General features: G+C 32.0%; 20 protein-coding genes. 18 read left to right on the top strand and 2 right to left on the bottom strand.

All coding sequences use genetic code 11. The features are described 5' to 3' along the window. The first annotated feature begins 3 nt into the window (after window positions 1-3). The 18 genes from H526_RS0110580 (at window position 4) to H526_RS32225 (ending at window position 17766) form a co-directional block, all read left to right on the top strand. Entirely contained in the window at window positions 4-1014 is a 1011-nt protein-coding gene (locus H526_RS0110580) for a virulence RhuM family protein (RefSeq protein ID WP_027392980.1), read from the top strand. Window positions 1015-1152: 138 nt separating this feature from the next. Continuing rightward, window positions 1153-1359: a hypothetical protein gene (locus H526_RS31750; protein ID WP_155839663.1), complete on the top strand. Its 207-nt coding sequence runs from the start codon at window positions 1153-1155 to the stop codon at window positions 1357-1359. A 5-nt stretch (window positions 1360-1364) separates the two neighbouring features. Next, window positions 1365-1631: a hypothetical protein gene (locus H526_RS0110570; protein WP_027392978.1), complete on the top strand. Its 267-nt coding sequence runs from the start codon at window positions 1365-1367 to the stop codon at window positions 1629-1631. A gap of 2 nt (window positions 1632-1633) precedes the next feature. Beyond that, a complete protein-coding gene (locus tag H526_RS0110565) occupies window positions 1634-2908 on the top strand; it encodes a phospholipase D-like domain-containing protein (protein ID WP_027392977.1) in 1275 nt (424 codons plus the stop codon). Further along, on the top strand, window positions 2908-4230 hold the full coding sequence (locus tag H526_RS30785) for a restriction endonuclease subunit S (RefSeq protein ID WP_027392976.1): 1323 nt from the start codon (window positions 2908-2910) through the stop codon (window positions 4228-4230). The genes H526_RS0110565 and H526_RS30785 overlap by 1 nt, the downstream gene beginning before the upstream one ends. 57 nt (window positions 4231-4287) lie before the next feature. Beyond that, a complete protein-coding gene (locus H526_RS0110555) occupies window positions 4288-4527 on the top strand; it encodes a hypothetical protein (RefSeq protein WP_027392975.1) in 240 nt (79 codons plus the stop codon). Then, entirely contained in the window at window positions 4524-7526 is a 3003-nt protein-coding gene (locus H526_RS0110550) for an RNA-directed DNA polymerase (RefSeq protein ID WP_027392974.1), read from the top strand. Before H526_RS0110555 ends, H526_RS0110550 begins: the two co-directional genes overlap by 4 nt. Before the next feature lies 1 nt (window position 7527). Then, window positions 7528-10644, top strand: coding sequence for a type I restriction endonuclease subunit R (locus H526_RS0110545; RefSeq protein WP_035085232.1), 3117 nt, complete (start codon window positions 7528-7530; stop codon window positions 10642-10644). Then, complete coding sequence (locus tag H526_RS0110540) at window positions 10644-11345, top strand: M48 family metallopeptidase (RefSeq protein ID WP_035085230.1); 702 nt, start codon at window positions 10644-10646, stop codon at window positions 11343-11345. The genes H526_RS0110545 and H526_RS0110540 overlap by 1 nt, the downstream gene beginning before the upstream one ends. A gap of 20 nt (window positions 11346-11365) precedes the next feature. Next, window positions 11366-12271 (top strand): DUF5655 domain-containing protein, encoded by a 906-nt coding sequence (locus H526_RS0110535; protein WP_027392971.1) that lies wholly within the window; start codon window positions 11366-11368, stop codon window positions 12269-12271. A 39-nt stretch (window positions 12272-12310) separates the two neighbouring features. After that, entirely contained in the window at window positions 12311-13081 is a 771-nt protein-coding gene (locus H526_RS0110530; RefSeq protein WP_027392970.1) for a hypothetical protein, read from the top strand. Between the two features lie 370 nt (window positions 13082-13451). Continuing rightward, entirely contained in the window at window positions 13452-13727 is a 276-nt protein-coding gene (locus H526_RS0110525; RefSeq protein WP_035085226.1) for a helix-turn-helix domain-containing protein, read from the top strand. 20 nt (window positions 13728-13747) lie between these two features. Beyond that, entirely contained in the window at window positions 13748-13978 is a 231-nt protein-coding gene (locus H526_RS0110520; RefSeq protein ID WP_027392968.1) for a helix-turn-helix domain-containing protein, read from the top strand. An 80-nt stretch (window positions 13979-14058) separates the two neighbouring features. Beyond that, on the top strand, window positions 14059-16188 hold the full coding sequence (locus tag H526_RS0110515; protein WP_027392967.1) for a toprim domain-containing protein: 2130 nt from the start codon (window positions 14059-14061) through the stop codon (window positions 16186-16188). A gap of 579 nt (window positions 16189-16767) precedes the next feature. Next, window positions 16768-17118, top strand: coding sequence for a hypothetical protein (locus tag H526_RS0110510; RefSeq protein WP_027392966.1), 351 nt, complete (start codon window positions 16768-16770; stop codon window positions 17116-17118). 11 nt (window positions 17119-17129) lie between these two features. Then, the gene (locus tag H526_RS28860; protein WP_035085223.1) at window positions 17130-17387 is read left to right on the top strand and encodes a hypothetical protein; all 258 of its coding nucleotides are present in this window, start codon (window positions 17130-17132) and stop codon (window positions 17385-17387) included. Continuing rightward, a complete protein-coding gene (locus H526_RS0110505) occupies window positions 17362-17565 on the top strand; it encodes a hypothetical protein (protein WP_035085220.1) in 204 nt (67 codons plus the stop codon). Before H526_RS28860 ends, H526_RS0110505 begins: the two co-directional genes overlap by 26 nt. Window positions 17566-17583: 18 nt before the next feature. Beyond that, entirely contained in the window at window positions 17584-17766 is a 183-nt protein-coding gene (locus H526_RS32225) for a hypothetical protein (RefSeq protein WP_027392964.1), read from the top strand. On the opposite strand, the gene H526_RS0110495 is transcribed toward H526_RS32225, so the two are convergent. Beyond that, the gene (locus H526_RS0110495) at window positions 17763-17990 is read right to left on the bottom strand and encodes a hypothetical protein (RefSeq protein ID WP_155839661.1); all 228 of its coding nucleotides are present in this window, start codon (window positions 17988-17990) and stop codon (window positions 17763-17765) included. The two genes, H526_RS32225 and H526_RS0110495, sit on opposite strands and share 4 nt — an antisense overlap. Window positions 17991-18126: 136 nt before the next feature. Next, window positions 18127-18957, bottom strand: a complete 831-nt coding sequence (locus H526_RS0110490) for a hypothetical protein (protein WP_155839660.1) — start codon at window positions 18955-18957, stop codon at window positions 18127-18129. Window positions 18958-18962: the final 5 nt, after the last annotated feature.

Genomic DNA, 18962 nt, shown 5'->3' with positions numbered 1-18962 from the left:
AATATGGAGGATAACGAACAAAACAATATTATTATTTACACCAGTACCGATGGTAAAGCGTCTGTGGCACTATTTGAGCGTGACGGTAGCGTCTGGCTTAATCAAAAACAGTTGGCCGAAATTTTTGACACCTCTGTTCCTAACATTAGTATGCATATTAAAAGTATTCTAAAAGACAAGGAGTTAACTCCTAATTCAGTTGTTAAGGATTACTTAACAACTGCCTCTGATGGTAAAGAATATAAAGTAACTTTTTATGCGTTAGAAATGATACTCGCCATTGGCTATCGAGTGCGTAGCCATCGTGGTGTACAGTTTAGACAATGGGCTACGCGTAATCTAGCAGAGTATATGCGTAAAGGTTTTATAATGGATGATGAACGACTCAAAAATCCCGATGGCCGTCCAGATTATTTTGATGAATTACTAGATCGTATTCGCGATATACGAGCTTCTGAAAAACGTTTTTATCAAAAAGTACGTGACCTTTTTAGTTTAAGTAGTGATTACGACCCAACCGATAAAGCCACACAAATGTTTTTTGCGGCGGCACAAAACAAATTACTTTTTGCAGTTACTCGAAAAACTGCAGCAGAGCTAATAGTCTCTAGAGCAGATGCACGCAAACCTAACATGGGATTAACAAATTGGAAAGGCAATATAGTACGCAAACAAGACATCACTACAGCAAAGAATTATCTCAATGCAGATGAACTGGACAGCCTGAATAGATTGGTAGTCATATTTTTAGAACAAGCAGAACTAAGGGTAAAAAACCAACAGGATCTAACGATGTCCTACTGGCAAAATAATTTAGATAAACTTATTGCCTTTAATGAGTTTCCTGTGCTTAATACATCGGGGAAAATAGCACATAAGGTGATGGAAAAAAAAGTAATTGCTCATTATGTAGCTTATGATAAGTTACGCAAAAAAGAAGAAGCACTAGAAGCAGATCGAAAAGAATTGGAAGAACTTAAAGTACTTGCTAAAAAAATAAAAAAGAAGAAATAAATGACTATATATGCTACCATCAATCGCAGTCTATTACTCGTAAAGCCAAAACAACTTTTTTACGACTTGAGCAATGCCTTAACTCTCGATCTTGAACCTGTACGCGCCAGCGATATTAACGACTACAATAGTTACCTGTTGGAGGACGAAATCTTTCTGGACAACCCAAAAAAGGAATTAAAAAAGTATTGGAAACTCATTTTTTTAAATGAACTCTTTGGCCAATGGACTGATGAGCGTGCTTATCCCAAGCTAAGTTGGGAACTCTTTACTCAGTGGTTTGACTTTTACAAATCGTCTATGGTGAGTGACCTTACCGATGCACCACTATATACAGAGCATTAAATAGTATGAGTGTAAAATCTATTATACAAGAAGTGAAAACAAATATCTGTGATGAATGCAGGACTTGCACAGTATATGCAACAGACGAGCAAGGTGAAAAATTCAGAATAGATGCTGGGTTTTGTGATGACGGATCAGGTTACATTTCTATAGACTTGTATAATGAAGATGGTCAGTGGATAGAAAATTGTAAACTTAAAGATTGGACAGATAGCTGTACACTTCCCTTTAATTTAATTCCAGAGCCAGAGCCAGATTGTGGTTGTGTATAATTATGAAAAAAGTACTAAGACTAGAAACAGAATTTAAAAACTTCATCCGTAAAGCAGATGAAATATGCATTGCGGTGGCGATGTTAACAGATTATGGCCTACAGTTATTTGATAATAGAGATGAAGATTGTGCTTTCGAAATTCTAGTGGGTTATGATTTACCTACTCAGCCTTCAGCATTACAAAAACTAATCGATAAAAATGTAGCAACTAAAATCTATGATATAAAAAAACAATTCTTTCATCCAAAACTATATTTATTCAGAATAGATGAAGACTGGACAGCCTTTTTGGGTTCTGGTAATTGTACTAAAGGAGGCCTTCTTACTAATATAGAACTTAGTTTAAAAATAGAAGATACTGATGCTGTTCAAGAATTATTGGACTGGTTTGAAACTTATTATAAGTTAGGAACGACTTTAGAACAACAGTGGTTAAATGAGTATAGCCTGTTCTATGCAGAAAGAAGCGATAAAGAAAAAGAATTACAATCCATTACCAAACAATTTAAAAAAGCAACAGGTGTCACTAAAGACAAAGTAGCATTAAACGATTATAATTTCACAGGTCAGTTTTTCACTTTTGAGCATTACGATGCCTTCACAGCACCTAAACCTATTTTGGATGAACCTGGTCCAATAAGCGAAAGACTAGAAGTACGTAGCAAGCTAGAAGAACTACACAGTCGTGTTTACCCTTTAATGAATAAGAAAGGTTGGGAAGTATATGCACATCACCAGTCGCAACATTTAACCTCTTCTTTCAGGCATAACGAACGTGCATCCAGCAGCTTGAATGCAATATGGTTACATTACGGACGTAGTGAAGAAGAATTAGAGCAATACAAAAATGCTTTTGGAGAAAATATGACATCGCTCTATCATATGCGACTAGAGATACTAGTTTTAAAAGATTATTTATGGGTAGAATTACGTGTAGGTAAAAACGATGGCAGCTATTTAGATAGAAAATATATACGTGAACAACTTAAAACAAATAAAGTATTTGCAGATACCTATTATAAACTTGTCCAAAAGCTAGATAATGAATTTACCGTCACTGTTGCGAATGAAGAAGTTCCTGTGGATGATTTTAAAGATGCTGCCGATCTTAAAGATTTTACTCTAAAAGACAATCCTAAGTTTTATTATTTCAGAATTGGGCGTTTATACAAACCTGACGATAAAGCTATTTCAGATAGTAATATAGTAACTACGGTGATGAATGATTTTGAAAAACTATATCCATTATACCAACTATTTAAGCATAGATTTTAATGACAGAGACAGATATAAATAATAATACGGCTTTAGCAAAGGAAGGATATAAACAAACCAAGTTAGGATGGATTCCTAAAGGTTGGTCTACACCAACTATAGCTGAAGTTTTTGAGTTTTTAAAAACAACTTCGTTTTCAAGGAATCAACTTAACTATGATGATGAAAACAACACTTATTATATACACTACGGAGATATTCACGCTACATATAAAACTCCCATTCTTGATTTAGAAGAAGTACAAAATGTCCCAAAGTTAAATAGTAATGTAATACTACCATCTTCAGTACAATATTTAAAGAATGGAGATGTAATCATTGCAGATGCTTCTGAAGATTATGATGGAGTCGGAACAGCTATAGAATTACAAAATATAGCAGAAAAGAGCGTAATTAGTGGTTTGCACACATTCGCGCTTAGAGATAAAGCAGGATTAACTGTAGAAGGATTTAGAACATACATTTTTAAAAATCCAATTGTAAAAAAAGCTTTAAAAACTATAGCTACAGGAAGTAAGGTTTTTGGGATATCCAAAGGTAATGTTCAAAAATTTAAAATTGTTTTGCCTACACTTCCAGAACAACAAAAAATAGCCAGTATCCTAAACACTTGGGATAAAGCCATAGCTGCTCAAGAAAAACTTATTGTACAAAAACAAGAACTTAAAAATGGGTTGATGCAACAGTTGCTAACTGGAAAGAAACGGTTTTTTGGGTATACGGAGGAGTGGGAAGAAGTGAAGCTTGAAGATGTTTGTATTGTTAAGGGGAAATATGGTATTGGTGCAGCAGCTGTACAATTTTCAAATGATTTACCAAGGTATTTAAGAATTACTGATATTGATGATGATGGAAATTATTCACCAGAAAAAGAAGTAAGTGTTTCAGCAAAAGATTGGAAAGAATATGTTTTAGAGGATGGTGATATCGTTTTTGCAAGAACAGGAAACACTACAGGCAAAACTTACCTCTACCAAAAGGTGGATGGTGTATTAGTTTATGCAGGGTTTTTAATAAAATTCAAACCAATACCAGGCAAATTAAATGCTAACTATTTGAAATTTTTCACGCAAACTAAACCTTATTGGGATTGGGTGAAAACTATGTCTGTTAGAAGTGGACAACCCGGAATAAACAGTAAAGAGTATGGTCGGTTAAAATTAAATCTACCATCAATTAAGGAACAAAGCAAAGTTGTAGAAATCTTGTCAAGCTATGACACAGAGATTAGAAATATAGTTGAATACAAAAATGCCTTAATGGAGCAAAAACAAGGCTTAATGCAGCAGTTATTAACTGGACAGAAAAGAGTTGAAATTTAATTTTCTAAAAAAGTGCACTTTTAACTTTTATAGACTATTTATTGTAAAATAGAGATTATGAAAAAGGAATTATTAGACAGAGCGACAGCAATACATACTGTAAAAGTTGCGGTAAAGACACTTAGTGATGAGGTAGTACAATCATCATTAAACCAAATAGGAACTTTTAGAAGAAAGATCAAGGAGGCAAGCCCAGAACAGTTTAATGAAATTTTAAATGAAATAAACAACTGGGCAGCTACTTCGCCTATCGTAACTGAAGGTGATATTTTAGAATTAAGACCAAAGTTAAGATGAGAATAAATAGAAAACTGGTAGATGCGGCATATAGAAAATTAAAGAGTTATCTCTATTATGATAATTTCTCTTTGCTTATTAGGCGGCAATTAGCTCATTTTGAGTCAGCTACTGAATCAAAAGATACACTAAGTTTTGACCAAAGACTAGAAAAGCTAACTCGATTTTTAAGGAATCCAAATATGGAATCCAAATATTTTAAAGATTTAGTAAGTCAAATTGATTGTTGGACAGGACCAAAATCTTTTGAACAATTGTCTAATTTTCAAGATGAAGGACTAGTAATAAGCAATAACTTTTCTGACTCTCAATACAGTCTTAAAAAAGTAAATTATTTTATTAATTGCCCAATAGAGATACACATTGTATCCATTCTATGGATTATAAACGAAGGGTATGCTTTGCAAAATTTATATAAAAAAAACAACTATGCTTATCAGTTAGAACTGAATGAAGAAAGTGGTGAAGTCGTTGATGGCCTAAGGTTATTCAAACCTTATTTTATGCAATACCCAAAGTGGAGAGATAATGGTATTGAAACAGCAAAAAGCGTAACTGAAAAAAACACAGATGTTGTTATTATATCCTTAGACATAAAGGAGTACTATTATAATATTAAAATAGATGAGAAAATTCAAAAAGACCTCAAATCTGTAATATCTAAAAACAATAAAAATAAAGGAACAGAACTTACAGATGTTCTTTTTGAAATAATGCGTGTTTACGCTAAAAAGTGTCCTAAGAATAACGAAAATATCCTACCAATAGGTTTACTCTCATCAGGTATTTTAGCTAATTGGTATTTACACGCTTTTGATGAACTTATTAAAAAAGAGCTTGCACCTGCATATTATGGTCGTTACGTGGATGACATTCAGATTGTTCTTGCTAATTCCAAATTGGATAAAAAATTTGACTCAAAATATTCATCTTCAGTAGAAGCTTTTTTTGAAAAATACTTTGTCGGGCGTAAAATTTTTAAACAACCCGAAAAAGTTGCTTTCAAGGATAAAAAATATAAATTTATAAGTGACCCAAACATAGAAATACAGGGAGAGAAGATACTTTTTTACGCTTTTGAGAGTAAAGAGTCGCAAGCAGTGTTAGATATGTTCAAGAAAAAAATTGAACAAAACTCAAGTGCTTTTTGGTTTCTACCTGCTAACGGTGATATAAATGAAGACTTTGATCAAAGTGTGTATGAGCTAACGTATTCAGACACTATTAACAAGTTAAGAAGTGTAACTGACATTAAACAAAGTAAATATGGTGCAGCAGTTTTTTTAGCAAAAAAGATAAAAGTAACATTACTGTCTGGTAAAAAGAAAGATGAAAAAACGGCAGATCAAATCCTAACCTTTTTTAAAGGCTTAATCAGCTTAGAGTTTTCATCAATCTGGGAAAAGGCATTAACATATTTTGTAATTACAAATGACCAAGATTCATTTTGGAAATTCTTTAGCGAAGTATCTCGCAATATTGAAAAAATTGTTCCAAGTGGTGATTTGACAAATGAAAATGTAGAACAGACACAATTCTATTTAACACAATATTTGATGAATTGTAGTGCGTTAGCAACATCTTTAAATTCAGAGTTTTTAACTAAGCAATGGTGGGAGAATAAAAAGGAAAAAATTACAGGTAATACTTTAAGAAAATCATTTGATGGTGAAGTAAATGCAATTAGACGTGCTTATGTAAGTTCAAATTTATTCAGAAATGGATTTATTGCTATTCCATTATTAAACTATACAAAACTCATAAGTGAAAATAACAATAATATTAATTTTATTAATCATCAGTTTTTACGCATAAATAAAATTGATGTAACAAGTTTAGAACTAGATCCAAACAAATTAAAATATGCACCAAGGTATATTTACTTCTACGAGTTTAATTTACTTGAGAATCTAAAATATTTAATATCAAACGCATATAGTGATGATATATCTGCTGTGGATAGTGATAGTAGTATTCTAAGTAATTCTTTTAAAAGTTTCTTTGAGACTAATTATACAATAAGATTAATAAAAAATAAAAAAGAGATTGCAGATTTTGAAGAAAGTCTAAGAGACTATTATTTTAAAATTGAAGATGAAGTTTCTGATCCTATTAAGACAATCGCAACACGAAAAATTGTTATTCCGCAATCTAATAGAAACCTTAAAGATTTTAAAGTCGCAGTTGCAAATACTGTTGTTAAAGAGGAGAATATTATCAAATCACTTTTTCTAAAACCAAACGAATCAACAGATAGACGCGACGATTTAATAGATATACTAAATGCAGCAGAAAAATCAAAAGCTGACGCATTAATATTACCAGAAGTAAGTGTACCATATCCTTGGTTACCTCAATTAACTGATGAAGCTAGACGTAAGCAAAGAATGTTAATTATGGGCTTAGAGCATATGACAGTAAACAATAAAGCCTTTAATTACTTGGTGACTTGTCTACCTATAAAGCATAATGGTATTAAAGATTGTATTGTAAGTTTAAGGTTGAAAAATCATTACTCACCAGGTGAGCAAAGTCTAATTCTAAGTAAAGGAAGAGAAATTCCAGAGGCAACACCTTATTATTATGAGCATTTCGTGTGGCGTGGTGTACATTTTAGTTGTTATAATTGCTATGAGTTAGCAGATATTGAGCATAGAGCACTTTTTAAAGGGAAGATTGACATATTGTTTGCATCTGAATATAATCGTGATGTTAATTACTTTTCAAACATAGCCGAAAGTGTTTCTAGAGATGTCCATTGTGCATTTATTCAATCTAATAGTTCTCAATTTGGAGACTCAAGAATTACAATTCCAAAGAAAACCGCTCTAAAAGATATACTCAGGTTAAAAGGCGGTATTAATAGTATAGTACTTGTTGGGAAAATAAACATAGCTGATTTGAGAGAATTTCAATCGACCTTAGTTCAATTTCAGGATACTAATAAATATAAAAATACACCGCCTAATTTCAATCACAGAGGCGCTGAAGAAAGATAAGATGGCAAATTATAGCGAATACAACGACTCACAAAAACCAGCTTTAGCCTTACTTCAAAAAATGGGCTGGCACTACTTGTCACCAGAAGAAGTTTTTACCGCCCGTGGTGAATTATTTACTAATGTGTTGCTAGATACTGTGTTAACCAAACAACTATCAAAGATTAATACCTTTGATTATAAAGGAGAGTCGTATCAATTCTCTACAGGAAGTATTCAAGGCGCTATTAATGCACTTAAAAACGTACCTAACGAAGGATTAGTACAAACCAATGAACGTGTATATGATTTGATTACATTAGGCAAAAGCTTTAATGAAACTGTACAAGGGGATCGTAAGGCATATACCGTGAATTATATTGATTGGGAACATCCAGAAAATAATGTTTTCCACGTTACAGAAGAGTTTGAGGTAGAAGGTGGTAAAGGAAAACGTCGTCCTGATATTGTGCTTTTTGTAAACGGTATTCCTTTTGTAGTTATAGAAAATAAACGCAGAGATAAAAACAATTCCCTAGAAGAAGCTATCTCTCAAAATATCCGTAATCAAAAAGAAAAAGAAGGAATACCTAAACTATTCTATTATACACAACTTTTGTTAGCCGTGCATCCTAACAAAGTAAAATATGGAGCGACAGGCACTGCAGCTAAGTTTTGGTCTGTTTGGAAAGAGAATGTAGAGAAAGAAATTTCAAAACTTTTAAAAAAGAAAACAAATACAACACCTGCTGAAGACCGTTTGGTAACAGAACAGGATAAGGGCATATATGCGTTATGTAGCACAAAGCGACTATTAGATTTGACCTATAAATATATCGTGTTTGATGGCTCAGAAAAAAAAATATGTCGTTACCAGCAGTACTTTGCAGTGCAAGAAACTATACAACGTGTAAAAACTAAAAATAAAGAAGGAAACCGTCACGGAGGTGTCATTTGGCACACTACAGGTAGCGGTAAATCATTGACAATGGTGATGCTTTCAAAAGCATTAGCATTAGATCCGTCCATAGAATCACCTAGAGTGATCATTGTAACAGATAGAATAAGTCTAGACAAACAAATCTTTAAAACCTTTGTCAACTGCGGTAAGTACGTTAAAAAAGCAAAAAGCGGGAATGATTTGGTAGAGCTTCTACAAGATAAAGGCAATGAAATCATAACCACTATAATTGATAAATTTGAAATTGCTACTAAAAGAGCATCTTTTAAAGATGAGTCTCAAAATATTTTTGTTCTGGTAGATGAGAGTCATCGTAGTCAATATGGTTCAGCACACGCTAATATGAAACGTATTGTTCCTAATGCCTCGTACATAGGTTTTACAGGAACACCTTTAATGAAATCTCAAAAAAGCACCTCTAAAAAGTTTGGTGGTTTCATTCACAAATACACCATAGATCAGGCAGTAAAAGATGGCGCAGTTCTACCTTTATTGTATGAAGGAAGATCTGCAAAATTAACCATCAATAAAAAGCAAATCGACAAAGGCTTTGAACGTTTGGCAGCGCCTTTAAGTGAAGAAGCTCAAAAGGATTTAAAAAAGAAGTTTGCTACCATTGGTAAGATATACGAGTCTGACCATGTCATTGAAGAAATTGCGTATGATATTTCGAAGCACTTTCGCGAAAACTGGAAAGGGACTGGGTTTAAAGCACAATTAGCAGTTCCAAAAATTGACACTGCCATTAAATACCAAAAGTACTTTGAGTCGCAGACTGATCATGATGTTAAGATAAACACTAGAGTCGTTTTTACACCGCCAGATAGCAGACAAAACAATGATGATGTTTGGTCTGAAACGACGAGTGAATCACAAAAATATTGGAAACAAATTCTAGAACGTTTTAACGATCAAGAAGCCTATGAAAATTGGGTAATTAACCGATTCAAAGAAGAAAGTAATGAGGTCGAACTGATCATTGTAGTAAGTAAATTACTAACAGGATTTGATGCGCCTAGAAACACTGTACTTTATTTAGCCAAGCCACTTGTAGCTCATAATCTATTGCAAGCAATTGCACGTGTAAATAGATTGTTTAATGGTAAAGAATATGGTCATATTATAGATTATGTAGGGGTTTTAGGAAAACTAGACGAGGCATTAACAGAGTACAGTGCTTTAGAAGATTTTGATAAGGAAGACTTGAAAAATACGGTAGTAGATGTTAAAGATGAAATAAGGAAAGTACCCATACGTCACGCCGAGGTGTGGGATGTTTTTAAAGGAGTCTATAATAAAAATGACATAGAAGCTTTAGAAAGGCATATTGCAGAAAAGAATTTACGGGATCAATTCTATGACCAAGTATCTGCATTTGCAAGAATATTACAAACTGCATTAGCTTCAGATGATTTCTATACAGAATTTAATACAGAACAAATAGGGTTTTATAAAAGTGAATTAAAGAAGTTTCAAAGCCTACGTTTATCAGTACAATTTAGATATGCTGAAAAGGTTTCCTATAAAGAATATGAGCCTAGAGTGCGCAAACTTCTAGATACGTATATAGATGCAGATGAAGTGCAGATACTTACTAGAGATGTAAACATATTTGATAAAAATATGGTTGAGGAAGCATTGGAAACCTATGGCAAATCACCCGCTTCAAAGGCAGATTTCATAGCAAACCAAATGAAAAAGGTGATTACCGAGAATATGGAGAAAGATGAGGCTTTCTATAAGAAGCTCTCTCAACTCATAGAAGAAACGATAAAGAATTTTTACGATGGAAGGCTTACGGAGAAAGAATACCTAGAAGCGATGCAAAAAACTCGGGATGATTTGGCTAATGGTTATCAAGATGGTATACCGGATGGTCTGCAAAACAATCCACGTGCACGCGCTTTTTATGGTGTCTTAAACGAAGTCCTCAATAAAAAACTAGATAAGGAAATTAGTAAAAAGAAAGTGGCAGAAGCGAGTCTTGAAATTGAAGTAATAGTAAATAATTTGATTATAACAGATTGGAAAAAAAATGTTGATATCCAAAATAGAATGGAAAACGAAATTGAAGACTACCTTATTGGCAAAAGAACTCAATTTGGTATAGAAATAAGCTTCGATGAAATAGATACTATTTTAATCAAGTGTTTAAGAGTAGCAAAAAATAATTTTTGATGTATAAGATAGCATACGGTAGCCAAGAGATTTTTTTTGAATTGAAAAGATCCAGTCGCAAAACACTGGGCATAGAGGTACATCCAGATAGCTCAGTACATATTATTGCACCAATAGAAAGTTCGTTTAAAGACATTGAACGGAAAGTAGAAAAACGAGCCAAATGGATTGTAAAGCAACAAGAATACTTTGAACAGTTTTTACCTCGCACACCAGAGAGAGAATATGTTTCTGGCGAGACCCATTACTACTTAGGTAAATCCTATATGCTACAGGTAAGCTTAGGATCTGTTAACCAAGTAAAGCTAAAAGCTGGAAAATTAGAGGTGATATGTAAAGATGAAGTCAACCCTACTAAAGTTAAAAAGTTGTTAGCACATTGGTATTACCAACATGCAGAAAGAAAGTTCAATACACTTGCTCAAGAAGCCTATTTAAAATTTAAGGAGTATGATTTCAAAATGCCAAAGATTGAAATTAGAAGAATGGCAAAACGCTGGGGAAGCTGTAATACCGTAGATAAGTTAACTATTAATCCAGAAGTAATAAAAGCACCAGCTAAATGTATTGAGTACGTTTTAATTCACGAGATGTGCCACTTTATAGTGCTCAACCATAATAAAGAGTTTTATAATACATTGCATACAGTAATGCCTACTTGGGAAAAATGGAAAAATCGACTAGAGCAGAATTTAGCTTAAAATCAAACAGAAATTAGATTATGAATTTATATAATAGCCAATCAAATATTTTAAAAAGTGTTAAGGAGAAGCCTTTCAAACTGGAAAGAAACATACAATCGGTTTTTGAAAAAAACTTGGAAATGATAATGGGTATCCAGTTTGTCAAATCTGAATTTACAATCAAAAATAAGAGAATTGATACACTCGCTTATGATGTTCAGTCCAATGCCTTTATTATAATAGAGTATAAACGCAGTAAGAACATAAGTGTAGTTGATCAAGGCTTCACTTACTTGAGTTTGATGCTTGAAAATAAAGCAGACTTTATTATTGAATATAACGAAACGCTTAAACAATCATTAAAACGCACGGATGTAGATTGGAGTCAAACACGAGTAGCTTTTGTTTCAACAGGGTTTACAGAAAACCAAAGAACAGCAACAAACTTTAAAGATATCGCCATAGAATTATGGGAAGTTAAACGTTACGAAAACAATTTGATAAGCATTAACCAGGTTAAGAAAAGTAAGTCTGCTGAAAGTATCAAGCCTTTGTCTTCCAGAAACACACAAATTGAAGCTGTAACCAAGGAAATTAAAGTATATACCGAAGAGGATCACATAAATGACAAATCCGATTACATCCAAGAATTGTATGAAGTATATAGAGATGCTATAGTTTCTCTCGCAGACGATTTAGATATTGTCTATAAAAAATTATATGTTGCTTTTAAGAAGGATAATCGTAACGTAGTCTATTTACACTTACAGAAGAAAAATATAAAGTTATGGATAAATGCAAAATGGGGAGAAATCGATGAACCAAAAAAAATCGCATTTGATGTATCAGGCAAAGGTCATTATGGTTATGGAGATTATGAAATAGATTTAAAAGATGATGAGAACCTTGAATACATTATGAGTTTAATAAAACAAGCTTTATAAATTATTACTTATTTGCCTCCAAATGGTAACAAATTAGATATGAAAAACATTTATAGTCATTTACAAATTGCATCAGATAAAACTTTGATTTTCAATACTCCATATCTTCGGTTTTTACATTACTCACCTATACTTAGTCTTTTCTTTACAATTATTGTTTCTTGGGTTGCTTACGCTTGGTGTTTTGGATTAAAAGATATCAGTCTAATATTCGTAATTTCATCAATCGTTCTAAGCATATTGACCTTACTGACAACCAATCTGCTAATTGTGAATCCAATAGGCAAAAAACTAATTCTTAAAATTGCTTTTAAAGAACGTAAAAAAGAATTACTGCCTTCTAAAAGATTTTTTAAACCTTGGTGGACTACTGCATATTTCGATTATAAGGTTACCTTATTTTATAATTCTTTAATAACCTCAGGTCTATTGAATAAAAATAGAAACGACCTAGATCTTATTGACTCATTTATAGAATCAATAAAGCTCAAAATAAATGAAACTGAAAAGTCCTTTGTTTATTGGAGTGGGGCTATAACAATTTTCCCAGGTTTAGTGGCAGCTATATGGCAGTTATTTTTAAAAAAATTAACCATTAAAGATTTACTTTCAGAAGAAAGTATAGTACTCTATTTTACTTTACTCCTGTTTACATTCTCAATTTTTATGCTATTCTCTTTTATCAGATTTCTCATAAAAGACTATAATAGGTACAAATGGAAAACTGAAAGAGAAATTATTAATAAGCTGGAGGTTTTAAAGCAAAATTTGGCAATACAGTATTCAAAATCAACTAATATTAATTGTTAAGTATTAACACTATTTAACCCCCAACCAACCCCATTTGACGTTTTTACGCACAAACCGGCCTCTTCAAACACTCAAAAACCTCCAAAAAAGCACTCTTAAAAAGTTATTTTTTTGTTAAAAATTAGTGTTGCGCTCGATTTTACAACCGAAAAGTCACTTACATATAATTACATTTGGAAACATTAAAAAACATATCTCCGCATACAATAGCATTAAAAAATGTACTCCTAACCTTTATGGTTTCTACTCCTCTCTAACCCTATTGTTTTTCACAATTATATATCTAACATTTACAACAGATATCTATCAATATAATTGACTTTGCAAAGTACAATGACTTAAAAGAGTATTCATTAAAATCAAAAACAAGATGAAAGGGAAATTCATTGTATTCGAAACAAAAGCTTTTTATAAGCTAGTAGAAGAGGTAATCCAAAGGGTTAAGAAAACTGAAAAACCTGTTAAAGATCCAAAAGCTTCTGATTGGGTAAACGCTATAGAAGCAAAACAATTACTCGGCATAAAGAGTAATGGAAAATTAAGAAAGCTTCTATATGAAAATCACATTACTGCTTCTCAACATGGGCGTACCATATTGTACTCTAGGAAGAGCATTCTAGCTTTTCTAGAAAAAAACAAGATCTAACGCTAAAATGATAAACAGATATGAAAACATTTATCAGAACAGAGACAGAGCTTATTAATCCTGATGCCGAATATTATAGTCTCAATGAAATTAGGAAATTGTTTAATCCACCAGTTTCATATACAACTATATGGAGGTGGAGAGAAAATGGAATTCTAAAATTGACTCCCTACACATATGGCAATAAAATGTATTTCCATATAGATGAAGTCAATGCGGAATTAAAAAGGCATAAACAATTAGGGAAATAACAATATGGGGTGTCTTAGTTCTATTCAGAATTAAGCTCTGAATATCATAAGGCATCCTAAAAATTTCAAAACAAAAGAAAATGAAAACAGATATATTAACAAAAGAAAATATCCTGAACAAAATAGACCTACAGGATACTTTTAACCATTATTTACAGTCGTATCATAATAAAGGTATTTTAGAACACGGAAAGCTTATTTCTAACCCCTTCTTGGCTAGAAAACAAAAATCTCCTTCTTTTAATATTTATAAAACCAAAAACGGAGATTGGAGATATAAGGATTTTGCTACAAATGATGAAGGAGATATTTTTGATTTGGTCATGCGGTTAAAGCGATGTGACTTTAGAGAAACTCTTATTGTGATCAATCAAGATTTTAGTTTAAACCTCTCCTATAACAACACTAAAATTGACTTTGAAATACAGCATAAAAAAGCGTGGCAACCTGAAGATTTAGAATATTGGTTACCGTATGGAATCAAAGCTTCAATACTTAAACATTTTAGCGTATCTGCCTTACAAAATTATACTAGAATTAACACACAAGGAAAGCGTATTTCTTTTAACGCTACTTCGCAAAATCCCATCTATGGGTATAAGATTTCCAGTGACTGTTACAAAATCTACTGTCCGCTTAATACTCGCTTTCGTTTTGCGTGGTTAGGCAACAAACCTGAAGCTTATATCTTTGGATACTCGCAACTTCCAAAAACAGGAAATCGTATTTTTATAACGGGTGGAGAAAAAGACGTACTCTCGCTTTATGCTCGCAACGAAGCTGCAATTTGTTTTAATAGTGAAACAGCTAACCCACCACTAAAAATTATTGATAATCTAAAAGCCAGATTTAAAGAAGTAATCGTTTTATACGATATCGATCATACCGGTATTACTCAATCTATAAAACTATCTAATAATTATGGGTTGCAACGAATGATACTTCCTGAAAAACCGATGAAAGATAAAGGAAAAGATATCTCAGATTTCTTTGCGTTTGGCAACTCATTAGATAACCCTGAAGTTGTTATAGAAGCTCCAGAACCACTAGAGGAGATACAATTACTATCTACAAAAACACTTGCAAAAGAAAACGACTATATGCCACTATTATTAGAAACTCAAAAAGTACTTACTGAACGTAAAGCAAAACTAATTCATAAAACACCTCCCTTACTCTTCCATAATGATGTAGGAATTTTATACCCAAGAACAATCAACGTAATACAGGGAAAAGCAGGTGTGCATAAAAGCAGATTAGCAGAAACTATTTGCAGTGCTTTGATCAAAAAAGAGTATTGTGATAGTGACTTATTAAACTTTAGAAGAAATAAGCCGCAAGCTGTAACTGTTTGCTATGTCGATACCGAACGAAACCTTACCGAGCAATTTCCGTATGCTTTGCAGCAAATATTAACAAAAGCAGGGCATCAAAGAGAAGATACTCCAGAAGATTTTGATTACATTTCCCTATTACAAGTTCCTAGAAAAGATCGGTTTTCTGCACTTACCTCTTATATAAAACGAGTAAAACAGTTATATTCAGGTCACGTGATTATCATACTAGACGTCATTACAGATTGTATCCCAGATTTTAACCGATCAAGCGATAGTATGCAACTGATAGATTTAATGAACGATAGTATTAATTCTGAAGATGTTACTTTTCTAGCACTGATTCACGAAAATCCTGGCAGTACAGATAAAGCTAGGGGGCATCTTGGTACAGAACTACTTAACAAAGCAACTACTGCTATTCAAATAGGTTTTGAAAAAGATAGTAATAGACGACCTACAGATTTAATTGTATTGAATATACTAAAGTTTCGAGGTGGTAAACGTCCTGAACCTTTTCACATAAAGTATTGTGAACAAACCAATGGGCTTATAGAAGCGGATGCTGATCTTATCGATGAATCTGCAAGATCAAGAAGAACAAAAGCTGATCTATTTGAAATTCAACAACAGATATCTAAGATGTTAAGAAGCTCCATTCAAAGTCGAACTTTAGTTGAAGAACTTGCATCATTCTTTGATTGTAGTGAACGAACGATTCGCGAACGCTTGCAAGAATGCATTGATAAAAGAATTCCTATAGCCAATGGAAAAGGTGTTCCTTCTGTATTACAAAAGAAAAAAGAAGGAAAAGAAGTCTTTTATAACCTCGCGCCTATTCAGAGAGGTCAGAAACAAAAGACTATGGAATTATGATATATAAACAGTGGAAGTTAGAAACGCGCACATATATAGTATTTCTGGCTTCCATTGTTTCTAATCTACTGAAATTCAGATATTAGAAATTCTTATCAATCAAATCACATTTTTCCTCTTTCCAACGTGATATTTTTCCATAATAAAATATGTTATAGACAAATTGAATTAGAATAACATAGATTAACATACATTGAATCTAGATTACAAGTAATAAAACTTGTGTTGTCATAGATTTAATGTAGAATAATGTAGGTTAATTTATATTAAAACGGACTTTTTTATTATAAAACCTTATAAACAAGCACTTTAAATATTCTTATACTTGATTAAACAGTACATTGGAAGGTAGAAATCATAACTCACTTTTAATCGATTTGCACTTTTCTGATTTTCAACATCTTATATGTTATGGAAATTGGAAACGCTATATATGCGTACATTTCTAACTTCCACCATATACTTTTCTTATAGAAATACCCCAAAATATGATAAGCAATATTAACTTAGGTTAATTTGGTTTCATCTACAAAAATTCAATGTCTTACATCCATATTTTTACATAAAAAATATAGGGATATGGAACAAATAAAAGATCTATTAACAGGAGTAGAATTTACTCCTACTCGCAGTGATCAACGTTTTGCTACTAGAGAAAATCAAATCCGATATAACAATCTTAAAGCACGACAAAAGCGTAAAGCGAAATCCGAAATAGACAGAGCCTTAGATGTGAATCGGAATATTCTTAAAAAGATATTGGGCAATCATAAAGAAATTATCAAATCTAGAGATTATTTATTAGGTGCCGGATTTCATTTTGGAATTACTACCCATAAAATTAAAAGAGAAGGTAAACTGTGGAGTTGTGTTTATGAATATGCACTGATCAACATTAAAGATGAACAATTTTTGATAACAAAAACATAAGCCGTCTCATTATGAAAAACCAGAATATCATAGATTGTTATAAGTTAGATTTTATCAGAGATATCCCTGAAGAACTCGAATTAATTACAGATCACAGGAATGACCTCACAATTGAAAATCAAAAATTAAAAAAGGTAATATGGGCAACTAGTCTAAGTTTTGCGTGCTTACTTGCCTATATCATCATTAAAAATTATGGAAAGAAACAGAAAAAACATCCAGAGAAATCCCTCAAAAGAGAGAATGCAGCAGAATATCGATACTATTAAAAAATTGACTAAGGAAAGTCAACCCTTTTTCAAAAAACCAATTGTAAAAACAGTAACAAATACTATAGTAATAGGCGGAACTGTTTTTGGAATGCTATATCTCTCTAAATACTTTTTTAGTGCTACGGCAAAAATGATCCGATCTTTTAAAGAGGTTAGAGATGCTTGTAAAGAATAAACAAACAGTTTATTAATAATGAATCAATTCAAAATGAATAAAATCTTAGGTAATACTTCCGAAAAAGATACTATCACAACTGTACTCAAAATTGTATCCGCTGTTTATCTTGTCATGAATACCATTAGATTGGGGATGGAATTACAGGAAAAAATTAAAAAAAGGCAGCACATTAAGAGAAGAAAGAACACGGAACTTTAGACATTAGTATTATAGCTGTCTAAGCTAAAAATCATTTCTTCTGTCCAATACTCGATGCTCCAATGTTTAGAATCGACTTCATAACTACGAACTGTAACACTGGTGTCAATTAGAGTATTTTTATCAATACCTTCTCCCTTTTTTACCATATCAAAAATAGTAATAACTGCCTTTTGATAAGCTACTCTATTTAAAACCTCATCGGCAAAATTAATTTGGCTCATATAAAAACGATTATTATCCGCTAACAAATCTGGGGTAGTAGCACAATAAAAATATCTAAAGAATTTTTCTTTTTGATTAAATGGATATAACAATAGCCTGGATTGTTATAACTAAACCATTATTTAGAAAACATATTTAACCACCTAAATACTCCGTAAACTCTTTACCTTCTTTTGTTTTTCCTTTAAACTCAATTACTATAAATGCAACTTGTATTGATGCATCTAAATCCTCTAATGTTTCAAAATCATTCATCTCTTTTGACAAGAATTGTTCCATTGAATTTCGATAATACTCATCTTTATAATAAATTGAAGATTTATCATTAATTAGATCTATATATAGTTCCTTTTTATTTTTATAAATATTCTTTCGTATTTCTTTAAAATGTTTATTCTTAATCAAAAGTTCTAATCCTTTTTCACTTTTAGTAATCAAACTATTTATCGAAGACAGATCTAAAAAAACAGAATCTTTAACCTCATATGAATACTCATTGATTTTGGGAGGCATATCTTCTCCAAGTTTATCGAAACCATAACTTACACCTATAATATAAGTAACGTTAGCTTTTAAATCTTGTGTTATATTAAAAGACAGTTTTTTATTACTCAAATTAGAAATACCAGTCATTTCTGAATACTCACTATTTACAATAACAGTATCCCTTTTCTCATATATATTTCTAGCCTCATGTTTATCGTAACTTATCAATTTATCATATTCAATCGAAAAATCTTCTTTTTCATCTTTGTTCAAACTGATAATTACCTCTAAGCTATTTAATTTAACTAAGATTGTATCTTTAGCTTGAACTGGTTTTTCTTTTGATTCAGAAATGGAGTCTAATGGCTGATTTTTAGTAGTTATTTTTAGGTCAACTTGACTATTTAAGGCTTTTTCGGAAGTATCCTTACATTGTATAAATAAAAAAGAAGCCAAAATTAGTAAAACGATATTAGTCATAACAA

It is taken from the genome of Aquimarina latercula DSM 2041 (assembly GCF_000430645.1).
Taxonomy (GTDB): domain Bacteria; phylum Bacteroidota; class Bacteroidia; order Flavobacteriales; family Flavobacteriaceae; genus Aquimarina; species Aquimarina latercula.
Note: the sequence above shows the minus strand (reverse complement) of the source record. Positions and strands in the feature narration are given on the sequence as shown.

What these genes read in the sequence shown, in the direction of transcription:
- H526_RS0110580 (WP_027392980.1), top strand. Translation starts at nt 4, where the DNA reads ATGGAGGATAACGAACAAAACAATATTATTATTTACACCAGTACCGAT.
- H526_RS0110570 (WP_027392978.1), top strand. Translation starts at nt 1,365, where the DNA reads ATGAGTGTAAAATCTATTATACAAGAAGTGAAAACAAATATCTGTGAT.
- H526_RS0110565 (WP_027392977.1), top strand. Translation starts at nt 1,634, where the DNA reads ATGAAAAAAGTACTAAGACTAGAAACAGAATTTAAAAACTTCATCCGT.
- H526_RS30785 (WP_027392976.1), top strand. Translation starts at nt 2,908, where the DNA reads ATGACAGAGACAGATATAAATAATAATACGGCTTTAGCAAAGGAAGGA.
- H526_RS0110555 (WP_027392975.1), top strand. Translation starts at nt 4,288, where the DNA reads ATGAAAAAGGAATTATTAGACAGAGCGACAGCAATACATACTGTAAAA.
- H526_RS0110550 (WP_027392974.1), top strand. Translation starts at nt 4,524, where the DNA reads ATGAGAATAAATAGAAAACTGGTAGATGCGGCATATAGAAAATTAAAG.
- H526_RS0110545 (WP_035085232.1), top strand. Translation starts at nt 7,528, where the DNA reads ATGGCAAATTATAGCGAATACAACGACTCACAAAAACCAGCTTTAGCC.
- H526_RS0110540 (WP_035085230.1), top strand. Translation starts at nt 10,644, where the DNA reads ATGTATAAGATAGCATACGGTAGCCAAGAGATTTTTTTTGAATTGAAA.
- H526_RS0110535 (WP_027392971.1), top strand. Translation starts at nt 11,366, where the DNA reads ATGAATTTATATAATAGCCAATCAAATATTTTAAAAAGTGTTAAGGAG.
- H526_RS0110530 (WP_027392970.1), top strand. Translation starts at nt 12,311, where the DNA reads ATGAAAAACATTTATAGTCATTTACAAATTGCATCAGATAAAACTTTG.
- H526_RS0110525 (WP_035085226.1), top strand. Translation starts at nt 13,452, where the DNA reads ATGAAAGGGAAATTCATTGTATTCGAAACAAAAGCTTTTTATAAGCTA.
- H526_RS0110520 (WP_027392968.1), top strand. Translation starts at nt 13,748, where the DNA reads ATGAAAACATTTATCAGAACAGAGACAGAGCTTATTAATCCTGATGCC.
- H526_RS0110515 (WP_027392967.1), top strand. Translation starts at nt 14,059, where the DNA reads ATGAAAACAGATATATTAACAAAAGAAAATATCCTGAACAAAATAGAC.
- H526_RS0110510 (WP_027392966.1), top strand. Translation starts at nt 16,768, where the DNA reads ATGGAACAAATAAAAGATCTATTAACAGGAGTAGAATTTACTCCTACT.
- H526_RS28860 (WP_035085223.1), top strand. Translation starts at nt 17,130, where the DNA reads ATGAAAAACCAGAATATCATAGATTGTTATAAGTTAGATTTTATCAGA.
- H526_RS0110505 (WP_035085220.1), top strand. Translation starts at nt 17,362, where the DNA reads ATGCAGCAGAATATCGATACTATTAAAAAATTGACTAAGGAAAGTCAA.
- H526_RS32225 (WP_027392964.1), top strand. Translation starts at nt 17,584, where the DNA reads ATGAATCAATTCAAAATGAATAAAATCTTAGGTAATACTTCCGAAAAA.
- H526_RS0110495 (WP_155839661.1), bottom strand. Translation starts at nt 17,990, where the DNA reads ATGAGCCAAATTAATTTTGCCGATGAGGTTTTAAATAGAGTAGCTTAT.
- H526_RS0110490 (WP_155839660.1), bottom strand. Translation starts at nt 18,957, where the DNA reads ATGACTAATATCGTTTTACTAATTTTGGCTTCTTTTTTATTTATACAA.